This is a genomic window from Fusobacteria bacterium ZRK30 (genome assembly GCA_024628785.1).
Classification (GTDB): domain Bacteria; phylum Fusobacteriota; class Fusobacteriia; order Fusobacteriales; family Fusobacteriaceae; genus Psychrilyobacter.
Window position 1 is genome coordinate 1,955,722 of record CP102405.1, and the last position, 18,726, is coordinate 1,974,447.

19 protein-coding genes are annotated in these 18,726 nt (G+C 33.0%); 12 read left to right on the plus strand and 7 right to left on the minus strand.

Going from position 1 to position 18,726, the window contains the following annotated elements:
- Positions 1-13: 13 nt before the first annotated feature.
- The 3 genes from NRK67_14580 to NRK67_14590 all read right to left on the minus strand — a co-directional run bounded on the left by NRK67_14580 (position 14) and on the right by NRK67_14590 (position 4,249).
- The gene (locus NRK67_14580) at positions 14-1,177 is read right to left on the minus strand and encodes an iron-containing alcohol dehydrogenase (protein ID UUV18500.1); all 1,164 of its coding nucleotides are present in this window, start codon (positions 1,175-1,177) and stop codon (positions 14-16) included.
- Positions 1,178-1,202: 25 nt separating this feature from the next.
- Positions 1,203-1,745: a hypothetical protein gene (locus tag NRK67_14585; GenBank protein UUV18501.1), complete on the minus strand. Its 543-nt coding sequence runs from the start codon at positions 1,743-1,745 to the stop codon at positions 1,203-1,205.
- Positions 1,746-1,843: 98 nt separating this feature from the next.
- Positions 1,844-4,249: a type I restriction enzyme HsdR N-terminal domain-containing protein gene (locus tag NRK67_14590; protein UUV18502.1), complete on the minus strand. Its 2,406-nt coding sequence runs from the start codon at positions 4,247-4,249 to the stop codon at positions 1,844-1,846.
- A 230-nt stretch (positions 4,250-4,479) separates the two neighbouring features.
- Between NRK67_14590 and NRK67_14595 the strand changes: the two genes are divergently transcribed.
- The 11 genes from NRK67_14595 (at position 4,480) to NRK67_14645 (ending at position 15,205) form a co-directional block, all read left to right on the plus strand.
- The gene (locus NRK67_14595) at positions 4,480-6,105 is read left to right on the plus strand and encodes an EAL domain-containing protein (GenBank protein ID UUV18503.1); all 1,626 of its coding nucleotides are present in this window, start codon (positions 4,480-4,482) and stop codon (positions 6,103-6,105) included.
- Between the two features lie 258 nt (positions 6,106-6,363).
- A complete protein-coding gene (locus NRK67_14600; GenBank protein UUV18504.1) occupies positions 6,364-7,137 on the plus strand; it encodes an SDR family oxidoreductase in 774 nt (257 codons plus the stop codon).
- Positions 7,138-7,146: 9 nt separating this feature from the next.
- Positions 7,147-7,734: a porin family protein gene (locus tag NRK67_14605; GenBank protein ID UUV18505.1), complete on the plus strand. Its 588-nt coding sequence runs from the start codon at positions 7,147-7,149 to the stop codon at positions 7,732-7,734.
- Positions 7,735-7,746: 12 nt separating this feature from the next.
- Positions 7,747-8,304 (plus strand): chromate transporter, encoded by a 558-nt coding sequence (locus tag NRK67_14610; protein UUV18506.1) that lies wholly within the window; start codon positions 7,747-7,749, stop codon positions 8,302-8,304.
- Positions 8,305-8,856 carry a chromate transporter gene (locus tag NRK67_14615; GenBank protein ID UUV18507.1) on the plus strand — a complete coding sequence of 184 codons (552 nt, stop codon included), beginning with the start codon at positions 8,305-8,307 and terminating at the stop codon, positions 8,854-8,856.
- 32 nt (positions 8,857-8,888) lie between these two features.
- Entirely contained in the window at positions 8,889-9,716 is an 828-nt protein-coding gene (locus tag NRK67_14620; protein UUV18508.1) for an outer membrane protein OmpK, read from the plus strand.
- 445 nt (positions 9,717-10,161) lie between these two features.
- A complete protein-coding gene (locus NRK67_14625) occupies positions 10,162-11,679 on the plus strand; it encodes an ABC transporter substrate-binding protein (GenBank protein UUV18509.1) in 1,518 nt (505 codons plus the stop codon).
- Between the two features lie 8 nt (positions 11,680-11,687).
- A complete protein-coding gene (locus tag NRK67_14630; protein ID UUV18510.1) occupies positions 11,688-12,623 on the plus strand; it encodes an ABC transporter permease in 936 nt (311 codons plus the stop codon).
- A gap of 9 nt (positions 12,624-12,632) precedes the next feature.
- Entirely contained in the window at positions 12,633-13,439 is an 807-nt protein-coding gene (locus NRK67_14635; GenBank protein UUV18511.1) for an ABC transporter permease, read from the plus strand.
- Positions 13,440-13,447: 8 nt separating this feature from the next.
- Entirely contained in the window at positions 13,448-14,386 is a 939-nt protein-coding gene (locus tag NRK67_14640; protein ID UUV18512.1) for an ABC transporter ATP-binding protein, read from the plus strand.
- 6 nt (positions 14,387-14,392) lie between these two features.
- On the plus strand, positions 14,393-15,205 hold the full coding sequence (locus tag NRK67_14645; GenBank protein UUV18513.1) for an ATP-binding cassette domain-containing protein: 813 nt from the start codon (positions 14,393-14,395) through the stop codon (positions 15,203-15,205).
- 124 nt (positions 15,206-15,329) lie between these two features.
- Here the strand turns inward: NRK67_14645 and groL are convergent, their stop codons facing one another.
- The 4 genes from groL to NRK67_14665 form a co-directional block, all read right to left on the minus strand.
- Positions 15,330-16,934, minus strand: coding sequence for a chaperonin GroEL (gene groL, locus NRK67_14650; GenBank protein UUV18514.1), 1,605 nt, complete (start codon positions 16,932-16,934; stop codon positions 15,330-15,332).
- A 97-nt stretch (positions 16,935-17,031) separates the two neighbouring features.
- Positions 17,032-17,199 carry a hypothetical protein gene (locus tag NRK67_14655; protein UUV18515.1) on the minus strand — a complete coding sequence of 56 codons (168 nt, stop codon included), beginning with the start codon at positions 17,197-17,199 and terminating at the stop codon, positions 17,032-17,034.
- A gap of 42 nt (positions 17,200-17,241) precedes the next feature.
- Positions 17,242-17,577 (minus strand): hypothetical protein, encoded by a 336-nt coding sequence (locus NRK67_14660; protein UUV18516.1) that lies wholly within the window; start codon positions 17,575-17,577, stop codon positions 17,242-17,244.
- A gap of 25 nt (positions 17,578-17,602) precedes the next feature.
- A complete protein-coding gene (locus NRK67_14665) occupies positions 17,603-17,977 on the minus strand; it encodes a hypothetical protein (protein UUV18517.1) in 375 nt (124 codons plus the stop codon).
- Between the two features lie 195 nt (positions 17,978-18,172).
- Between NRK67_14665 and NRK67_14670 the strand changes: the two genes are divergently transcribed.
- Positions 18,173-18,652, plus strand: coding sequence for a 2'-5' RNA ligase family protein (locus tag NRK67_14670; GenBank protein UUV18518.1), 480 nt, complete (start codon positions 18,173-18,175; stop codon positions 18,650-18,652).
- Positions 18,653-18,726: the final 74 nt, after the last annotated feature.

The following is an 18,726-nucleotide window of genomic DNA, read 5'->3' on the forward strand; positions in this document are numbered from 1 at the left end:
ACTTCACCTTGCCTTATTCTGCCAACCTATAGATGTTCACAATGTCTTCCTGAGTTAATTTAACAAAACTACCCAGGGTTCCATTTTCTGTAGCTTTGGCTGCCATCTCCTCAAATTTCTCCCCATCTATATCTGCCTGTGATAATCTAGTAGGCATATCAATAGATGTAAAGAACTCCTCGGTTCTCTTGATCCCTTCCAAAATTGTAGCTTCTGGATCATTAAAATTCATATCTACATTCCACACACGGGTAGCATACTGTACAAACCTATCCATATTAGTTTTATACACATATTTCATCCATGCTGGGAATATAATAGCCAGCCCTGCTCCATGGGTAATATCATAGATACCGCTCAATTCATGCTCTATTCCGTGAGAGGCCCAGTCAGATTCACGCCCCATATCGAGAAGGCTGTTATGAGCTATCGTTGAAGAGATCATGATCTCAGCACGGGCATTGTAGTCTTCTGGAAAATCTAAGGCTTTAGGAGTATTTAAAATAACTGTTTTTAATACCGCTTCTGATAACCTATCTGTTAATTCTACATGTTTTTCATTGGTAAAGTATCTTTCTAAAACATGAGCCATAATATCTACTGCACCTGCTGCTGTCTGATAACTAGGCAAAGTATATGTAACTTCAGGATTCATGATCGCAAATTTGGGTCTGATTATATTTCCGCCGAATGATTTCTTATACCACCCATCTTCATTTGTAATAACACTACCACTGCTAGCTTCACTTCCTGCTGCAGGAATTGTCAAAACCACTCCTAATGGTAAAGTTTTAGATACTACAGCTTTCCCCTCAAAGAAATCCCATACATCTCCATCATATTCTACACCTGCACCAATTGCTTTAGCTGAGTCAATGGCACTTCCACCTCCCACAGCCAGGATAAAGTCTATATTATTATCTTTACAAATTTTTATTCCCTCTCTTACCATGGATAATCTAGGATTTGGCAATACTCCTCCTAACTCAAATATTTCTATACCTTCATCTGTTAAGTTTTTTACTATTTTTTCATAGAGACCGAATTTTTTAATACTGGTCCCCCCATAATGAAGTAATACTTTTTTTCCATATTCAGATACTTTCTTCCCGACCTGTGCTTCTACATCCTTACCAAAAATTATCTCTGTTGTATTCTGAAAATTAAAATTTAACATACTTCCCCCTTTATAAATATAGTAACTACCTTGCTATTTTTTTTATAGATCTCAAAAGTTCCTTGTTCTCATATATAATTTTAAATTTATCTTTTAACCAATTTAATTCAGTATCTGAAACCCCTAGATTTATCTTTATAAAGTCTCCGATCTTTTTTTCTTCCTCTGGCAGCAACTGTATTCTGGTAGAATTATTGATCTCCTCAATAGTTCCCTTCCCTTCAAAATAAGAGAGCAGTTTTTTCCAATTTGACATACTGTCAACCTTCCTAAGGAGCATAACACAGGTAAAATTTAATTCAGGAATCTCCTGGTACCCTCTTTTTTTTAAAAACTTTAATATCTCTTCATTTTTTTGAGTATGAAAAAGCAGCTCTCCACTTTTTTTGGTATTCATAATTTTAGGCATCTTATTAGTTTTGCCTTCCATCTTTAGGTACTTAGAAAGAGGTACTATCTTCGTCTCCAAATAAAAGTTCACAGCAAACTCATTGAAACTCTGAGATTCCGGTATCTCCCCACTAGCTATAATCTTTATCATTTCATCTATTTTTTCAAAATTTACCACACTTAATCACTCCTTTATTCACTAATTCAAACCCCTGTATTTTCTCTTCCTTATCTGCGTATACACACTATCCGCGTTCTATTTTTTATCAGTTATTCTTATTTAATAACTCCTACAGCTACTCCTACAAAATAGTCATTTATATCCTGCTCATTAAAATATATAGGCTCATACTCCTCATTCTCACTGGACAACAATATAGATGTTCCTATCTTCATATACCTTTTTAGAACCGATTTTTCCTCCATTATAACTGCTATTATATCATTTGTTTTAGGAGTTCTTTTCTCTATGAGCACTAGATCACCGTCACAGATCAACGGGTCCATGCTGTCCCCATAATTTTCTATTATGTAGTTACAGTTGTCACCGGTCCACTCTTTAGGCAATAATATTTCCCCTTCCGGATCTTCATAGTCTGTATATATATTTACCCATTTAAATTTTGGCACCGACACCAGATCGATTCTATTATATGTTATATCTCCGTCTTTATCCTCTGCAATTATAGTCTCTTCGTCTATTACAAGATACGGTATCTGTATTTCCTTCTTTAAATCAGAATATATAAATTCTTCCCCTACAGTTTCCTCTACCATATCCAGTGTAAAATCAGGTATCTCAGAAACTTCTTTAAATTCAGAATTGTATATCTTTATATCCCTTCCATTGGTCAGTATCCCGTATTCCACCGATTTTTCCATGGTCATATAACTTTTCAACTGTTCAAAACCGTCTAATAGTTCAACTTCCTTTGATTTTGTTTCTATAAATATATATGGTTTTTTCTTGTTGTAGATAACTACATCTACAAAATATTTTTTCGACCCAAAGGTTAATGGATATTCAAGATCTATAAGGTCTAATCTATACTCATAGGTAGTTAGAAGTTCTTGGATCAGCCACTGCCTTACCTTCTCCTCATTGGAATGAATATTTACCAGCCTATCTTTAAAGTAATAATCATCTACAGGGATATTATAAAACACTCTCATCTTCTTATCAGTATCTATCTGTAAATATTTATATCCTATATCCCCTATGAACTTACTGGGAGTTTCAGAGGATAACAAATATAATTCTTCCATGGCTCTGGTCATCCCTACATACATCAACTTTCGTTCCTGTATCTCCTCATATTCCTTCAATTCCTCTATATTAGATGAATGAAATGGCAGTATTTTTTCATTTAAAGAGATCATAATTATTACCTTGGTTTCAATTCCCTTTATAGAATGCATAGTAAATAATTTTATCTCGTTGGAATCAAAGTCATCATTTCCACGATCTATAAATGTTGTCTTCACCCCTAATTTTTCCATCAAAAGTTTAAAGTTTAACAACTGGTTTTTAGTCCTTCCGATTATAGCAATATCACTTTTAAGAGTTTTTGAGTGTCTCCCATCTAGTATTTTTTTTACATAGGCTGCCTGTTCTCCTTCAGATAAAAACTCTTTAAATATTGGATAGTTTCCGTATCTATCAATAAGATATGGTTTTACGTAGTCGGAATTCCCTGTGATAACCTCATTTTTATTTAGGAGACTATAAGCTGCTTTAGATATCTGTGTTGTGGTTCTAAAGTTTTTACTGAGAGTTTTACTTTTTCCTATCATATTAAAACCTATACTGGCAAATGTCCGTTCCCCTCCCATACCCAGCCATGAATGGGAATATATGCTCTGGGCACTGTCAAATAAAAACGTAAAACTAGAGTGGCTTTTATTAGCATATAATCCCCTTATAAATTCCAGCTGTACCTTGGATAGATCCTGACATTCGTCTATCAGAATATGGGTATATTTTTTCTTAGCTTTATTTTCTAATTCCCCTAAAGCAATGAGTCTCATATCATTATAATCTATACTATTTTCATTTAAAAGATTCTCTGTATATAGTTCCATCAATTCAAATATTGCCTTTCTGACTATGGAATTTTTAGGCAGCTTTTGAGTAGTCACTCCTAATTTCAGACTTCCTATCCTGCTGGCTTCCTGATATTCAGCTTCATCTATATAGTTACAGGCTTTGATCCAATTTATTTCTTCCAATAAAAAAGCTGTATTCACATCTTCAAAGATTGAAACTTCACTATATTTATTCTTCAATTTTTCGATCAATTCATTTAAAATACCATGTTTTTTATGGTTGGTCGGGTTGAGTTTTAACTCTACTTTAGATTTTTTTTGATACTCTAAAAAATACCCATACATCAAACTATCAACTGTTGTTATCTTTACCCTGTCTTTTGGGAACCCAAACAATGAATGCATATTATATTGAGTTATATTATCGACCTTGTTATAAAAATAAGATACATAGTTAACCAAAGTTTTATTAAATGTTATAAATAAAATATTATCATCTTTATCATGACAATAGTTATTCAATAAATATGATATCCTGCATATTCCTACTGTTGTTTTTCCGCTTCCTGCTATACCCTTTATAAGCATATGACCATTTGGTTTTGTATATGCTATTTTTTCTTGCTCCTTGTTCATAAGCAACTTCAATCACCTTCTTATATCGTATCTCTGAGCTATAGTACTAATTCTATTCCTATTATACAATAATATTTTACTATTCGTAATTATTATTTATTCACCGACCATAATCTTAACTAAAATAGTAACCAAATGAGAAATATAACACTATTTATTGAAAATTAATTTTGAATAAGATAATTATTAAGATATAATATTGATATAACTTTTCAAGGGTGGTTTTTACTATGCAAAACACTAAATTTTTCATTAAACTTATTAAAAAATGGTACCATCCTAAAAAATTGGATATTATATATTCAATTTTGCTTATTTTGATATTAATTTTTGCAGTTTTAGGAATAGTTTACCTTACTGGCGGGACTAAATATGTTTATATAAACCTTATGTATATCCCTCTGATACTAGCAGTATTTAACTTTGGATATTTAGGAGGGCTTTTCTTTGGAACTATAGCCGGTTACCTTGCTAGTTTTATTCCCCTGTCAGTTGCAACCATGGAGATGCAGTCCCCTGAAAATTGGATATACAGACTTTTATTCTTTGTGATTGTCAGTACTGTCAATGGATCTATCATAGATATAATATTAAAAACATTAAAAGATGTTGAAAAACTAACATTTTATAACCGAATTACAAATATAGCCAACAGAAAATGTTTCGATACTTTTTTTATAGAAAAAAAACATCTTCGAGGTAAATATTTAGCTCTTTTTGAAATTGAAAATTTCAACCAAATTCTAAATGAATACGGTAATTTTATCTTAGAAGATTTTATAAAACTTTTATCTCTTAATTTGAAAAAGGTATCTCAGGATGGCGTTGAACTTTTTCACTTTAGAGATAATGCTTTTGGGCTATTGATGGATCATCACAGTCCCTATTCTTTTGAGAAAAAAATAGAGATCTTAGAACAAAATATCTCTATAGGCAATATTTTAATCTATCCTGAGCTCAGTGTCGGGGTGGCAAAATTTATAGATACCCAGGAAAGGCTCTTACAAAATGCAGAGATAGCACGGGCTTACGCAAGAAAAAACCTATTTTCATATTATTATTTCAACGATAACATCAATAAACTTCACAATAAAAAACTTTCTATCTTAAATGAATTGCCTGCTGCCATTGAAAATAATCAATTCCAACTTTATTTTCATCCTAAGATAGAATTTAAAACCGGCTTAATCAGCTGTGCTGAAGTTTTGATAAGATGGGTTCACCCTACAGAAGGAACTATCTCTCCAAATTTATTCATGCCATATATGGAAAAAACTAACTTAATCAATACTTTTACAAATTGGCTGATCAAATCTTCCCTTGAGATTCAGGAAGAATGGGAAAAAGATGGGTTCCATATGAAATTAGCTTTAAATACACCTGTAGCATGCCTGAAAAATAAATCAGTTACCAATACCATAAAAAATTATGATAGAAGTTTAAATGGTTTAGAGTTTGAAATCTTAGAGAGAAATTTAATTGAGGATTTTGAAGAGATCTATTTAGTTATGGAATGTTTAAAAAAATACGGTATCACTTTTGCCTTGGATGATTTTGGGACTAGTTTTTCTGCTATATCTTACCTTAGAAACCTTCCATTTGATAAACTGAAGATAGATAAGATGTTTATAAAAAATATGAATACCGATCAAAGAGATTATAATATTGTTAAATCTTCCATTGATTTAGGAAGATCTATGGGATTGAAAGTTATAGCCGAAGGTGTTGAAAATATTGATACTTTTAATCTTTTAAAAGAACTAAATTGTGATGCTGCTCAAGGGTACTTCTTTACAAAACCTTTAGAAACAGATAAATTTAAGGAGTTTTGTATCGAACATAATAATTCTATATAAACATCTATAAAATAAAAAAGCAGCGTTAAGTTTTTATGACTTTTTGTTTGGTCTATACATTTTATCTCAAGGTTCTTAGATTATGTAATACTCTTTATCGAGTAGAGATCTTGGTGATGCCCATTACGGATATAATTTTCTAAATAATAAAAAAATTAAGAGGCTGATTCCATAGAAATCAGTCTCTTTTCTATGATATAATAAATTTAATAATTAAGCTTTCATTATAATTTATACTTTTTAAACATGGGAGGAACTTTGAAATACACACTTATAACAGGAGCCAGCTCAGGGATTGGGTTGAATTTAGCTCATATCTTTGCCCAAAATAACCATAATCTGATCTTGGTAGCTAGAAATAAAAACACACTGACCCTCCTCAAAGAAAAATTAGAATCATTATATAAAGTAGATATAAAAATAATATCTCTGGATATATCAGGAAAAACAGGAGCTGTCAGCCTATATGAAACAATAAAGAAAAAACAGCTGAGAGTAAATATCCTTATAAATAATGCAGGTATAGGTTATCATGGTAAATTTTTAGAAAAAGATACTCAGTCTGATCTGGATCTGATAAATTTAAATATAGTCACCCCTACCATTCTTACAAAATTATTTTTACAGGATATGATAAAGGCCGGAAGGGGGAAAATATTTAATATAGCTTCTACAGCTGGTTTTCAGAGCGGACCACTTATGAGTGTTTACTACGGCACAAAATCATATCTGTTGAATTTTTCTGAAGGAATTGCAGAGGAAGTGAGGGATTCTAAGGTAAAGATCATTACCCTCTGTCCAGGCCCTACAAAAACTGCCTTTGAAAAGATGGATAAAATAGAAAAGGGACTCTTTAAAAACTTTCATATAGCTGAGCCACAGGATGTGGCAAAGTATCTTTATAAAAATATAGATACTAAAAAAGACATCCTGATTCATGGAAAATTGAATAAATTTATGATAGCTTTTACAAAATTTATTCCCAGAAAATTAAACTTACACTTAATGAAAAAAATACAACAAAAAAAATAGGAGGAAGAGATGAAAAAGATAAAATTATTAGCTGTATTGGTAGTGCTAACTGCCAATACAGTCTACGGTGCAGGCAGAAATATAATAGAAGGCAGAATAGGTGCTAATTTCAACGGGAAATATAATAGTATTGAAAAAAATGGATCTGAGCTCCTAGGAGAGGATTCAGAGACAGGTTATGAAGTTATTTTAGAGGGATTAAAAGAGACCTATTCTAATACATATATGGGGTTGGGAATTGGTTATCAAAAACATGGAAAGGCTAAAGCTTTAGATGGAAAATCAGGAGAATTATATACATCTGTACCAATATATGGTGTAATAAAGTATCAATTTAATACCGACGGAACTATCCAGCCATTTTTAAAGACCAATATCGGATTATCCTTTAATCAAACTGAAAATGGATTGAGAGATATAGATGAAAAGGTCAATCCTGTTGGATTTTATGGAGCTATTGGTGGTGGATTTGAAGTAGACCAGTTTATCGTAGAACTTGCCTACCAAATAAATACAGCTAAAACAGATAACAATATGGAAGAGAATATAGATCACAGCAGATTTACATTGGGCTTAGGATATAGATTTGATTTTTAAAGGAGTCTTATTATGTTAATGAAGTTATTTACATCTTTTTTTAAGATAGGTTTATTCACCTTTGGAGGAGGGTATGCAATGTTACCCCTTATCGAAAAAGAATTGGTGGAAAAAAGAGGATGGATTACAGAGGACGAACTTATGGAGATGTTTATAATCTCTCAGATGACTCCTGGAACCATAGCTATAAATGCTTCTACATTTATAGGCAATAAAAAAGCTGGCAAATTGGGAGGATTTATAGCCTCCCTTGGAATTATATTTCCTTCTCTTATAATTATTACCCTAATCTATAATTTTTTAGGAAACGCTTTTAATAACCCGGTGATTAATAGTATCTTTTTAGGGATCAGAGCCTGTATCATAGGTCTTATTGCCAGTTCAACTTTAAAAATATGCAGAAAAAGTTTTATCTCCGGAGTGAGTTACATTATTTTTATCGTTGCATTTATTTTGTTATTGATATTCGATATGAGTCCTATTTTACTCATTATCTTTGGAGCATTATTAGGAGCTGCTGCTACTTTTTTTCTTCCAAATAGGATAAAATCTATTTTGGAGGTGAAATAGATGGCTTATTTTATAACTCTCCTAAAATTATTTATTATGTATTTTAAGATAGGACTGTTTAACTTTGGAGGAGGATTGGCTTCTATCCCCCTCCTACAGAACGAATTAGAAAAAAACGGATTTATGGGATATGATGAATTTTTTAATGTATTGTCTATATCTCAAATGACCCCCGGTGCCATAGCCATGAATACAGCAACATTCGTAGGGAATAAAGTGGCGGGGATTCCAGGAGCTATAGTAGCAACAATGGCACTTGCACTTCCATCTATCATAGTTATTCTAATCTTAGCCAAGGTCATGCAGCAACTAGAAGAAAATATCTATAAGAGAGCTATTTTTTTTGTTTTAAAATCCCTGACTACAGCTTTAATTTTATATGCAGGATATATGATTGCCCAGGCTACTTGGATAATTGAAAGCAAGATAGAAATAAAAACAATTATTATCTCTCTTCTCATGTTTGGGATAGCCTATAAGAAAAAACTCAATCCAGTTATCCTTATCATCTCTTCAGGAGTCTTAGGATATCTTGGATTATACATAATGTAACGAAATACTAACTTTAGGAAGGTAAGAAAAATATGAAGAAAAAAATATTAATTATTATTATGCTATGCTTTAGCCAGCTGGCAATGGCAAAATACGAGCCATGGAACTATAATATGGTTCAGGTAAGTTTATTTCAAGGAAATAATGCCGCTGATGGAACCCGTGAAAGGGTGGATGACATCTATTTGGAAATGGAAGGATTTCATAGATATAAATTATTGGATCTATATTGGTTCAACGACTTCTTCGACATTCTAAACTCTGGCAGCAGCGATATGCACGGAGTCAAGCCTAGTATCTATGGGGAAATTAATCCTCGTATCTCATTGGATGGTCTCTTGGGAAAGGATCTTTCCATTGGAAGGTTCAACGAATGGTTTCTTTCGTATCAACTGGATTATGATAATGGAGACTATAAAGGCGGGTTGAGACGTCATCAGGTAGGAATAGGAAACTATTTTGATTTAGAAGGATTTGATTATGTCCGAATGAACCTCTTTGCAAGGTATGCCACCAAATCATATGGTAAGCCCAATGAAGGCAAATGGGATGGATACCTATTCAATATAGCTTATCTTGCTCCTCTGTATAGGTTTGAAAATGGCTGGTCATTTGTATATAGTGGATGGGTGGATTATGTCTTCGGGGCTAAAGAATCTAAAAAATATAACAACAGCTGGAATGAGGCTTATGGAACAGATAACTCTCTCCAATGGTTTAATCAGCTTAAACTCCAAATGGATAATTTTGCTGTCTCTGCTTCGGTAAAGCTCAATCATAATTTTACAGAGGTAGCCAGCAGCTCCTCCAATTCCAGTGATTCTACTCAATATATTTTAGGAGTTCACTATATGTTTTAGTGAACTCATTAAAAGCAGTTTTTCATATGAAAAACTGTTTTTTTTTATTTCTTTTCTCGTCTATATTATTTTTATCGATGTTTTTATAAAATATAATGTTATTGATCATAATCCATCTAGGTAGAAATTTTATTTTAAAAAAATATTGGTAAAAAAATCAAAAAAACCTTGATTTTAAAACTAGTTAGTAGTATTATAAGGAAACTTCAGAATAAGTTTTTATCGAATATAGAGGCCTTTTCCTAAAATAAAGAAATATTCCAAGGTTATTCAATAAATTCAATCCTAAAGAAACATTTATAGATGTTAATGTTAGAGAGGGAAATAAAGAAAATCCTTTAAAAATATATCTTTAGGAAGTTCCAGAAGAATAAACTACTAATTTGTACATTAATAATTGGTACTAGTTAGTAAAGAAATAAGAATATATCATTTAGGGGGAGTTATGAAAAAATTAATAGGTTTTTTGGCAGTATTAATGTTAATGGTTAGTGGTTGCGGGAAAGAAAAGACATCCAATGAAAACACTATAAAAACTAAGGTAAACGGAGGAGAACTCGTTGTCAGAATATCCCAGGATATGGATTTTTTAGATCCTCACAAAGCATTGGCTGCAGGTACTTATGAAGTTATGTTTAATGTTTTCGAAGGCTTACTAAAGCCAACCCATGAGGGGAAATTAATCCCTGCTGTGGCAGAATCCTTTAAAATATCAAAAGATAATCTGGTATACACTTTTAAGTTAAGGGATGGAATAAAATTCCACAATGGTAAAGATGTTGAAATAGAAGATATCATATTCTCATTGACTAGAATTGGTGGTGATTTTTCAGGAAATTCAATTGTAAGAGATCTGGCTAAAAATATTAAAAATATTAAAAAAATAGATGATAAAACTGTTGCAATAGAACTAAAAAAAGTAGACGGGACAATCTTAAGTAAATTTACCACAGCTATTATCCCAAGAGATGTAGTGGATATTGAGCAGTCGCCTATTGGAACAGGACCATTTAAATTTATAGAGTACCTACCAGGACAAAAGCTCCTTATGGAAAAATTTTCAGATTATTGGATAGGGGGAGTTCCGACTATAGATAAAGTAGAGTTTTCAATTATTAAGGATGAACAGAGTTCAATTCTTTCCCTTCAAAGAGGGGAAATAGACCTCTATCCACGTATGGGATCTACTCATATTTCAATTTTGGAAAACACAAACAATATAATTGTAACTGAACAAAACCTTATGCAGATCTTATCTTTAAATAATAAGGTGAAACCATTTGATGACCTGAGAGTCAGGCAGGCTATAGCCTATGCAATAGATTCAGAGGAAATCATCGATACACTGGATGCAGGTTTGGGAAAAGCAATTGGCACTAATATGAGTCCGGTTATGAAAAATTATTACAATATAGAAACCGAAGGGACATATCCACATAATATAGAAAAAGCTAAAAAATTACTAAAGGAAGCCGGTTATGAAAATGGATTTGAGTTTACCTTAAGCCTTCCTACAAACTATAGATTTCATGCTGATACGGGGGTAATTATATCGGAGCAGCTAAAAAAAGTAGGGATTAAAGCAAATTTAGTCGAAGTAGAATGGGGAACTTGGTTAAAAGATATCTATGCAGGTAGAAAATACGAAGGAACAATCATTGCATTGGATGGAAAGATTGAGCCTTACGACATATTGAATCGTTATATCAGTAACCATCGTAGGAATTTTATGAACTATGAATCTAAAGAATACGATACAGTTATGAAAAAAATTACCCAAATTACAGATGAAAAAACAAAGACCGAGTTATATAAAGAAGCTCAAATGATATTGGCTCAGGACATCCCAGTTGTATTTATCATGGCACCAGCAGGAATAATTGCTACAGATAAAGACCTGAGAGGATATACTCCTTATCCTATCTATGTACAGGATATCTCCACCCTTTATTTCGTAAAATAGGAGAGAACATGATTTATTTTATTAAAAGAATTAGTATAATGATCTTCACATTGTTTCTTGTTTCGGTAATATCTTTTTCAGTATTCCAAATAATCCCCGGGGATCCTGCCCTTTCAAAATTAGGAATAGAGGCTAGTCAGGAACAAATAGATACACTGAGAACAGAACTTATGTTAGACAAACCATTATCTACACAATATATTTACTGGGCAAAAAACATATTGAAGGGAAATTTAGGAGAATCTATAAGATTTTCAAGGCCAATAAAGGAACTTATAAGGGAAAGAATAGTAGTTACACTTAGTTTAGGAATCTATGCTATCCTGATTGCAGTAGTCATAGGGATACCCATAGGTATCTTAAGTGCAAAATATAACGACACCAAATTGGGAGCCTGGCTTTCTATATTCTCCCACTTGGGTCTTGCCATCCCGGAATTTTGGCTGGGAATAATATTTTTAATTATATTCGGAATAATCTTTAAGTTATTTTCATTAAAGTATATTTCCTTCGGAGAGGATCCCATCTCTCATATTAAGATAATAACTCTTCCTGCTTTTGCCCTTGCCATATCGAGAATTTCAGTTGTAGCAAGGCATATGAAAAATATCATATTGGAAGAACAGGAAAAAGAATATGTGATAACAGCATACAGCAAGGGTCTTTCAGCCAATAAAATATATCTTTACCATATCCTTCAAAATGCCCTAATCCCAACAATCACCATAATCGGTATGCTGACGGCTGGAGTATTAGGAGGAGCCATAGTGGTTGAGCAGGTATTTAACCTGCCAGGTATTGGAACCCTTTTAATTAATGGGGTTACTACTCGAGATATACCATTAGTCCAGGCTATCATAACCTATATAGCTTCAGTAGTAGTAATCATAAATTTTTTAATTGATATATTATATAGAGTTGTAGATCCGAGAATATTGATTTAGGAGAATAAGATGAATATAAAAGTCAAAGATCATAACTTGGTGATAGGAGGAGGAATACTAATATTCCTTTTACTTGTTATGGGAGTAAGTTTTTTCTATCTGCCTCATTCAGTTACTGAAATAAATACAAAATTAAAACTTTCTTCTCCCAATTTATCCTACCTTTTGGGTACAGATAATTTCGGAAGAGATATCCTCAGCAGGCTCATGAAAGGATCCCAGACAGCTTTTTTAGTTGGAATAATCTCTGTAGGTATAGGGAGTAGTATGGGAGTGTTTTTAGGAGCAATCTCCGGATATTTTGGTGGTAGGACAGATGAATTTATCATGAGGATAATCGATGCAATGATGGCTTTTCCCGGTATTTTATTTGCCCTTATGTTTATCTCTGTGTTTGGAGTTGGTATAGAAAATACAATGGTGGCCATCGGAATCATGTCAATACCTACATTTGCCAGAATAACCAGAAGCGGGTTTTTACGAGAAAAAGAATTGGAATATATTAAGGCTGCCAGAGTAAGGGGGGCTTCTAATTTCAGAATTATATATCACCATATCCTACCCAATGTTCTATCTCCAATAATAGTAGCTGCAACTATGAGTTTTTCAAATGCTATCCTGGCAGAAGCAGCTCTTAGTTATTTGGGTCTTGGAGTACAGGCTCCTAACCCCAGCTGGGGAAGGATGTTAAGTGAATCACAGATGTATTTTATGATAGCTCCGTGGTATACATTAGCCCCAGGAATAATGATTAGTTTAACTGTATTATCACTTAATATGCTGGGAGATTTTTTAAGAGGATATCAAAAAAGGTAGGAGAAAAGATGACTATTGAAATTAAAAATTTAAATATATATTTTAATGAAAAGAGAAAACTACAAGCCGTCAACAACCTTTCATTTTGTGTTAAAAAAGGTGAAATTATGGGATTGGTAGGAGAATCAGGGTGTGGAAAGAGTCTCACCTCACTAGCTATTATGAGACTTTTAAGAAAAAATGCAAGCCTTAGTGGTGAGATTAATTTTTTAGGGAAAAACATCTTAAATTTTTCTAAAAAAGAGATGACTGGTATCAGAGGACGAGAAATTTCTATGATCTTTCAGGAACCTCTGACTGCTTTAAATCCCCTCCACAGAGTAGGAAATCAGATAGGTGAAATTTTAAAAATTCATACCTCTTTATCTAAAAAAGAGAGAAAAGCAAAAACTCTAAAACTCATGGAAGAGGTAAATTTAAAAGATCTAGAGGATATATATAAGAAATTTCCCCATGAACTTTCAGGAGGACAGAGACAGAGGATAGTTATTGCCATGGCTATAGCATGTGAACCAAAATTAATAATAGCTGATGAGCCCACAACAGCACTAGATGTCAGTACACAGACTCAAATTATAGAACTGTTGAAAGAACTCAACAACAAAAAGGATAATTCCCTTCTTTTTATATCCCATGACTTGGATTTAGTAGGAGATCTTTGCCATAGAATAGCAATAATGTATGCAGGCCATATTGTAGAAGTTATAGAGAAGTTAAGAGATGCAAAACATCCATATACAAAATGTCTTTTAGATGCAATACCAAACCCACTGCACAAAGGGAAGGAACTTTATTCCATCCCGGGAAGGGTTCCTAACCTATCGGAAAGGGAAAGTGGTTGCCCTTTTGCTGCAAGGTGTCCCATGGCAAAAGAAAGATGCCATGAAATTTTACCTGAACTTTTAGAGAGAAAGGATGGACATCTGATCAGATGTTTATATGTATAGGTGTAGATGATGGAAAATATACTTGAAATAAAAAATTTGAAAAAGAGTTTTGGGAGTTCCGGGGTTTTTAAATCTAAGAAATCCAAAACAGTTGTAGACAATATTTCTTTTGAGGTAAAAAAAGGAGAAATATTTGGTCTTGTAGGAGAATCAGGATGCGGTAAATCTACAACAGGGAATCTTATAAGTAAACTGCTAAATATTGACGACGGAGAGATCATCTATAAAGGTCGGAACATCGATAGATTAAAGGGAAGAGACTTAAAAAATATGAGAAAAAATATTCAAATGATCTTCCAGGATCCCTACCATTCTTTAAATCCTAAAAAAAACATAGGATGGATCTTAATGGAACCACTTATAATCCATAACATGTATTCCAAGGAGGAAAGAAGAAAAAAAATTCTGGATATGTTAGATATTGCAGGTTTTGATAAAAATTTTCTGAATAAGTACCCTCATGAACTTTCAGGAGGACAGAGACAGAGAGTTGCAATTCTTGCTGCCCTTATGTGTGAACCGGATTTTGTTGTAGCTGATGAAGCGGTGTCTGCACTGGATGTATCGGTTCAGGCACAAATATTAAACTTCATGAAAAAGCTTCAAAGTAAAATGGGGTTGACCTATCTTTTTATATCTCATGATTTAAATGTAGTTTATTATATGTGTGACAGGATAGCAGTCATGAAAGAAGGAAAAATTGTAGAGATAGGTGAAGCTGAAAGATTATATCTTAATCCAAAGCACCCCTATACAAAATCTCTTTTAGATGCAATTCCAGGTAAAAACAACGTGACGTTGCATCCAGATTTGTCATAATCCTAGTATTTAAAAGGTTTAATGTAGATCTATTTTGTAATTTCCTATACAATAAAAATAAGAGGACCTAGAGGTATTTACTACTTCTAGGCCTTCTTTGTATTTCTTATCTATATTGAATATACTACATCATGGGCATTACAGGGGCTTCTTCTTTTATAATCTCTCCTACCAATACTTCAGTAGTAAGGATAAGAGCCGAAATAGAAGCTGCACTTTGTATAGCCGATCTGGTTACCATAGTTGGATCGATTATCCCCCTTTCTACCATATGAACATACTCACAACTGAGGGCATCAAATCCAATTTCAGAATCTAATTCCATAACTTTTTTGACTATGTCTTCCCCATTAAATCCGGCATTTTCAGCTATCTGTCTCAGAGGAGCCAATAGTGACCTGACTATGATATCTACACCCTGTTTTATCTCCTTTGAACCTCCTAAGTCTAAGGTTTTTAATTGTTTGGAGATATCTACCAATACGCAGCCTCCTCCAGGGACTATCCCCTCTGAGATCGCTGCTTTTGTAGCATTTAGGGCATCTTCAATACGCAATTTTTTTTCCTTTAACTCTGTTTCAGTAGTAGCTCCTACACGAATGACCCCTACTCCACCAGACAGCTTTGCCAGACGTTCCTGTAGTTTTTCTGTGTCATATTCAGAGGTGGATTCACTTATTTGAGCCTTTAACTGCTTTAATCTAGAATAAACTAATCCATCATTTCCCATTCCTCCTACGATAACAGTACTATCCTGTGTTATCTTTACCTTAGCAGCACCTCCCAGATGCAGACTTATGGTATCAGATATATTCATTCCTTTTTCATTTGATATCAAAGTTCCCCCAGTAAGGATGGCTATATCTTCTAAGATAGCCTTACGACGATCTCCAAAGGCAGGAGGTTTTACTGCCACTACATTTAGGGTCCCCCTTAATTTATTCAATACAAGGGTATTTAACACTTCTCCTTCAATATCTTCAGCTATTATCAGCAGAGGTCTCCCCCCTTTCATACATTCCTCCAATATAGGCAGGATCTCCTGCATATTTTGTATCTTTTTGTCCGTTATTAATATATACGGGTTCTCTATAACAGCTATCATTTTTTCTGTATTAGTTGCCATATATGGAGACAAATAGCCCTTATCAAACTGCATCCCTTCCACTACATCTAAGGTAGTCTCTATTGAACTGGCTTCCTCCACAGTAATTACACCTGTTTCACTGACCTTTTCTATGGCATCAGCTATTAATTTTCCTATAATTTCATCGGCAGCTGATATACTTGCTACCTGGATAATTTCCTCCTTATTTTCAATGATTTTACTTTTTTCTTTTAGAAGTTCCATTACCTTAGTAGTTGCTAGCTCTATCCCTTTTTTTATAAAAACAGGATTTGCCCCTTCAGATACAACCTTTAAACCTTCCTCTACAATGGCTTGAGCCAGTACCGTGGCTGTAGTAGTTCCATCACCTGCCACATCATTGGCTTTTATAGCCACTTCTTTTATCAACTCTGCTCCCATATTTTCAAATATATCTTCTAATTCGATCTCCTTTGCAATGGATACCCCGTCATTTGTTATAAGTGGAGGCCCGTATTGTTTCCCTAAAACTACATTTCTTCCCTTAGGTCCCAGAGTAACTTTTATTGTATTTGCCAGGGTATCTACACCTGTCTTCAATTTCTCCCGTGCATCTTCATTAAATTTAAATATTTTTGCCATCTCTCCTCCTATTTTTTCTCTATCTTTACCTTCATAGTTTAATTTTTATCCTCACATCTAAAACAAAAAAAGTCGGCTTCTGCTGACTTTCTAGTTTCTATTTATTTTTTTTCTTATTCTTTATATTTTTCCTTTTTTTCTCCTTAGCTTCCCATTCTTTCTCTATTTTTTTATTTCTTTTCCAATTAGAAATAACTACCCTTCCAATTATCCATACTACTATAGCAGATCCTCCACCTGCTAATATATTTAACCAATCATTCACCTTATATCCTCCTAAAATTACCTTTATCATTACACAATTTTTTTACTCTAAAACTCCCTTGGACATTACCTTATATTCACCATCTAAATTTTCATATACTATAACTTCCATAGGTGGTCTTCCCATTTTAGTGAATTCAAAATAATGGTTAACTCCTGCTACTATTTGTCTTCTATACCTGCTTACTTTCCCCAGATCTTTTTCAGTTGATCTTATAAAAACCAATGCATCTTCCCCTCTCTGATCCAGTTCCAGCTCATAGGGTGCTCCTACAAGCTGACCTTCTTTTGCTGTTATTTTTTCATCTTTAACTTCTGTTTTATAACACGATGTAAATAACAAAATAACACCCATAATTAAGATAACTCTTTTCTTCATAATTAAACTCCTCCAACTATTAAAATTATTTATGTGCTATTCCCTCTACAGTAATGCACTGAATAGAATACCCAACCTTCCATTCAACCCTGTCATCGATAGATATATCTGAAATATATTTAGTTCCCGGATATTGATTTTTAGCCGCCTCAATAGCTTCATTGGTTGAAGGAGCAGAACCCATAGGTAATACATAAAACATCATTGTCTGACAACTGCTTCCCTTTACAGGACCTATTTCTTCGGTATTACCATGATTATTTTGGATATGTGTACTTGTTATAAATGAACCATGTTTAGCAGTACTGCATCCAGTTAATAATGGAAATAAAATCAATAAAAAATAAATTATTTTAGGATAACGCATAGGATTTTTTCCCTCCTCTGTAAATTTCATCATTAAAAATTAATCTTTTAGATAGATTTTTCAAATTCTTTCTCTTTTTCTCTGTTAATTCTATCATAAAAAAATTATTTATTATAATAGTTTCTATAAAAAATAAAAAATCCTTTTTTATAAGATTATCTCCTCTAAAATTAAAGGAGAATAGTTAATATAGATGTATACCTTAATGAAAATAAAGGGGGAATAATTATGAAAAATAAACACGAAAAAAAAGAATTATATTTTATCGCGATACTGCCACCTGAGGATATTTTGGCAGAGATAGAAAAATTTAAAAAAATTTGCATGAAGAAATTTAATTCAAAGCATGCACTAAGATTGCCCTCACATATAACTCTGATTCCCCCTTTTCAGAGTAACGAACAAAAGATTCTTTCTTTAAAACCGGTCTTAAATGAACTATTAATAAAAAATATTTCTGTAAAATTAAATGGATTTTCATATTTTGAGAAAAGGGTTATCTATATATCCATAGAAAAAAATAATGAGCTCTTGAGATTAAAAAAACATATAGATGAAAAAATATTAATAAAACACAAGATGAAAACTGCAGATCTCAATTTTATTCCCCATATAACTATTGCCTCTAAGGATTTAACAGAGGAAAACTTTATCCTTTCCCGGGAATATTTTAAATATATAGAATATAAAAGAATTTTTAAAGCTTGAATTGTATAATTAAATGCAACAAAAAAAATTCATAAATATTTCCTTGGTATAATGTAAGTGCGACCAAACATTAA